Here is a 4,020-nt window from a genome sequence, read left to right as displayed (position 1 = left end):
TTGGTCAAGGCGCCATTCTTCGTGCAATCCGTGTTCGGTCTGCTGGGGGGCATCGGCGGGCATCCCGAAGATGTGATGCATATGAAGCGCACGGCAGACCGGCTTTTTGGCGACGATTACCGCTGGTCGGTGCTGGGGGCAGGGGCGAACCAGTTCCGGATTGCCGCCCAGGCCGCCACGCTTGGCGGAAACGTGCGGGTCGGCCTCGAAGACAGCCTTTGGGCGGGTCGCGGCGAACTCGCGACGTCGAATGCCGTTCAGGTCAGAAAGGTCCGCGGCATCATTGAAGGGCTGGGCCTTCAGATCGCGACACCGGACGAGGCGCGACAAATTCTGGGCCTGAAGGGTGGCGATCAGGTCGCGTTTTGAGATGATTCTGGACTGAGCAGCCGATGTCCAACTCTGCCTTGGTTTACAGACCAGGCCAAGGAGCCTTCGGGGGATGACCTGATGAAAGAAGCGTTATCGCCCGAGGCGGCCGCTGAACTTATTCCGGATGGAGCCAGGATAATGATTGGCGGGTTCATGGGGGTTGGCGCCCCCAGGCGGATGATTGACGCTCTGGTGATCTCTGGAACAACAGACCTTAGGTTAACCGCGAACGTTACCGCTATGCGCGGGCAGGGCACCGGAAACCTCATCGCCGCCCGCGCGATAAGGCGTCTTAGTGTTTCACACATCGGGCCAAACCCGGAAACGCAACGGCAAATGAATGACGGCAGCCTTGACGCGGATTTGATGCCGCCGGGCACGCTTATCGAATGTATCCGCGCCAGGAGAATGAGGCCCGGCGCCTTTGTCACGCCCGCGGGATTGGGAGCAGGGCAAGCAGATACCGGAGATCGACAGCAAACGGCATTTGACGAACGGCATCGGAAAGATCGTCAGAGAATGCAGCCTGCCACTGACGTCAAGCAGACCGATGGACCTCTTGGTCACGGATTTGGCCGTATTCGAGGTCGTCCGATCCCGTCTGATCCGGAAGGAAATTGCCCCTAATTTGACGCTTGAAGACTTACGGAAGGCGACGGAGGCTCGATTTGAAGTGGGTGCTGAACTGATGACGATGGCTTGAGCGCGTACCAGGAGAAGGAAAGGGAATATATATGGCCAAGATTGCTACAATCGGATGTGGGTTGATCGGACAGGGCTGGGCGACCGTGTTTGCCCAGGCGGGTTTTGACGTTGCGATGTATGACGCCTCGGCCGAGGCTGCGGAGCGCGCGCTAGAGACCATGGCAAGCCGGATATCCGATCTCGTCGAATTCGAGCTGGTCACCGCGGCGGACGCCCCCCGGATATTGCAGCGGATCACTGTCGCGCCGAGCCTTGAGGACGCACTCAATGACGCCGTCTACATCCAGGAAAGCGGTCCTGAACACCTCGGTGTGAAACGCGAAATCACGCAGATGCTGGACGCCATCGCGGCGCCGGACGTCCCGATTGGCAGCTCCACCTCCGGCATTTCGGCATCGCGATATTGCAAGGAGATAGCAGGGCGACATCGCTGCCTTGTCGTGCATCCGATCAATCCGCCGCACCTTATCCCAGCAGTTGAAATCGTGCCGACCCCGTGGACCGATCCGGATATCGTCTCCAAGGTGAATGCATTGATGATTGAGTGCCGCCGCGAAACCATCGTTCTGAGCGAGGAGATCGACGGCTTTGTTGTCAACCGCCTGCAAGGCGCGCTTCTTGAAGAGGCCTTCAAGCTAGTGGGGAGTGGCATCGTCTCGGCGGCAGACCTGGACAAGGCCATTTGCGACGGGCTCGGGCTGCGTTGGTCATTCATGGGGCCGATGCAGACGATACACCTCAACGCCCCGGAAGGCGTCGCTCAATATGTTGAAAGATATGGAGAAATGTACCGTAGTTTCGGCGTCGGCCCCTCCGATTCAGTCGACTGGAAGGACGTCGCCAATGAAAAGCTCGGGCCCGAATTCGAAGAGCGCATTCCTACTTCAGACATCCCCGACGCCCAAGCCGCCCGCGACCGAAAGTTGATGGCCCTGCTGCGCCACAAGGCGCAGACCCGCTCGGAAACGCCGCCCGTTTCCCCCGTAACTCAGGAGTAAAGACCCATGTCCAGCCCCCAGATCCTAACCCTGTCTCCCACAGATAATATCGCCGTGGCCTTGCGTCAGATTGACGTTGGCGCACCGCTTGCGTCTTCCGGCATGACTGCCGCGGACAAGATACCTTCGGGACACAAGGTGGCGCTGGCTGAAATCAGTGCGGGTCAGCAGATCATCAAATATGGCCGCGTCATCGGTGTCGCGACGCAGGACATTCCGAGCGGCGCCCATGTTCACGTGCACAATGTTGCGATGACAAGCTTTCACCGGAACGAGAAGTTCGGCGAGAATGCAAAGGAGACGGGGATTCTGCCGTTGTCCGAGAGGGCGACATTTGAAGGATATCGCCGTGACAGTGGCGCCGTGGGGACCCGGAACTACGTCGGTATCGTCACATCCGTCAATTGTTCGGCCTCTGCGGCGAAGCTCCTGGCCAAAGAGGCCGAGCGATCGGGACTTCTGGATAGTTTCCCCGGTGTCGATGGGATCGTCCCAATCGTTCACGGTGCCGGGTGCTGTATCGGAACGGATGATGAGGCCTTCCGCAAATTGCAACGCGCCATTTGGGGGTATGCCACACACCCGAATTTCGCCTCCGTCCTGATGCTTGGTCTTGGCTGCGAGGCCAACCAGATCCCGCTGATGCTCGAAGCCTACGGTCGGCCTGATGACAAAAGCTTTCAATACTACACGCTGCAAAGCGCGGGTGGCACACGAAAATCTATCGAGAAAGGTCTGCAGTGGCTTGAGACCGCTTTGGCGCAAGCCGCCGAGGCAAAGCGCGAAACAATTGATGCATCGCACCTCAGCGTGGCACTGCAATGCGGCGGTTCAGACGGCTATTCCGGAATAACGGCGAACCCCGCTCTTGGCCATGCAGTCGACTTGTTGGTCATGAACGGTGGGACGGCGGCACTTGCTGAAACGCCCGAGATTTACGGGGCAGAAAACCTTCTGACGGATCGCGCTGCCTCGTCTGAAGTTGGCCAGAAATTGGTTGATTTGCTGGAGTGGTGGGAAGACTACGCTGCCAAACACGGTTCTGAAATGAACAACAACCCGACTCCCGGTAACAAGATGGGTGGCCTTACCACAATCCTGGAGAAATCCCTCGGTGCGGTTGCGAAGGCCGGCAGCACGAATTTGAACGGCGTCTATCAGTATGGTGAAAAGATCACGGCGAAGGGGTTGGTTTTTGTAGATAGCCCCGGATACGATCCGGTCTCTCTTACTGGAGAGGTCGCCTCTGGATGCAATATGATCTGTTTTACGACAGGCCGCGGTTCCTGCTATGGCAACAAGCCCGTCCCTTCGATCAAGATCGCCTCTAACAGCGCGATGTATCATCGCATGCAAGACGATATGGATATAAACTGCGGCACGATTGCGGAAGGCAGCGAAACCGTGGCTGAAGCGGGCAAACGGATTTTCGACGCTATTCTGGCCAACGCCTCGGGCCAAAAGACCAAGTCCGAAGAGCTGGATATCGGCGATGCAGAATTCGCACCTTGGCAAACATACGCTCAGATGTAATCGGACGGCGTTTGGCAGTTTGGACCTGATAGTGGGAATAATTCCTTGAAGAACGGTAAGCGTTTCCTGGCCCGCACCTTTCCAATTCTGACCTGACCTGAGATTTCGCACCTGACGGAGATTAGGGCAGGAGTTTCGCGATGGCGACTACGGTGGGGTTTCTCAGGGGCTACGGTGTGGACATACGGACCAATGGTCAGCGACGCTGGCCGGATGAGGTCAAGGCGCGGATCGTGGCTGAGAGCTTGAAGCCCGGGGCGACGGTGAACGGGGTTTCTGCGCGGTATGGGCTTCGGGCAAACCATCTGTCGGAATGGCGCAGTCGGGCGCGTGACGGCAGGTTGGTTTCACCCGCAGTTGAAGAGGCCGACTTTTGTTTTGCGCCGATCGTGGTGTCGGATGATGGCGGCGA

The 4,020-nt window shown here is 58.3% G+C and carries 5 protein-coding genes; all 5 read left to right on the top strand.

From position 1 onward, the window contains the following. The coding region (locus AC221Y_RS21345; protein ID WP_486708355.1) for a beta-keto acid cleavage family enzyme at positions 1-369 on the top strand (369 nt) is incomplete at its 5' end. 81 nt (positions 370-450) lie between these two features. After that, positions 451-999, top strand: coding sequence for a CoA-transferase (locus AC221Y_RS21340; protein WP_486708354.1), 549 nt, complete (start codon positions 451-453; stop codon positions 997-999). Positions 1,000-1,106: 107 nt separating this feature from the next. Further along, complete coding sequence (locus AC221Y_RS21335) at positions 1,107-2,075, top strand: 3-hydroxyacyl-CoA dehydrogenase (protein WP_486708353.1); 969 nt, start codon at positions 1,107-1,109, stop codon at positions 2,073-2,075. Between the two features lie 6 nt (positions 2,076-2,081). After that, entirely contained in the window at positions 2,082-3,608 is a 1,527-nt protein-coding gene (locus AC221Y_RS21330; RefSeq protein ID WP_486708352.1) for a UxaA family hydrolase, read from the top strand. A gap of 140 nt (positions 3,609-3,748) precedes the next feature. Further along, the coding region (locus AC221Y_RS21325; protein WP_486708351.1) for a transposase at positions 3,749-4,020 on the top strand (272 nt) is incomplete at its 3' end.

It is taken from the genome of Boseongicola sp. (assembly GCF_057460485.1).
This window is presented reverse-complemented; position numbering and strand designations above follow the sequence as displayed.

Excerpts from the sequence above, each read along its gene's own strand:
- AC221Y_RS21340 (WP_486708354.1), top strand. The coding sequence starts at position 451 with ATGAAAGAAGCGTTATCGCCCGAGGCGGCCGCTGAACTTATTCCGGAT.
- AC221Y_RS21335 (WP_486708353.1), top strand. The coding sequence starts at position 1,107 with ATGGCCAAGATTGCTACAATCGGATGTGGGTTGATCGGACAGGGCTGG.
- AC221Y_RS21330 (WP_486708352.1), top strand. The coding sequence starts at position 2,082 with ATGTCCAGCCCCCAGATCCTAACCCTGTCTCCCACAGATAATATCGCC.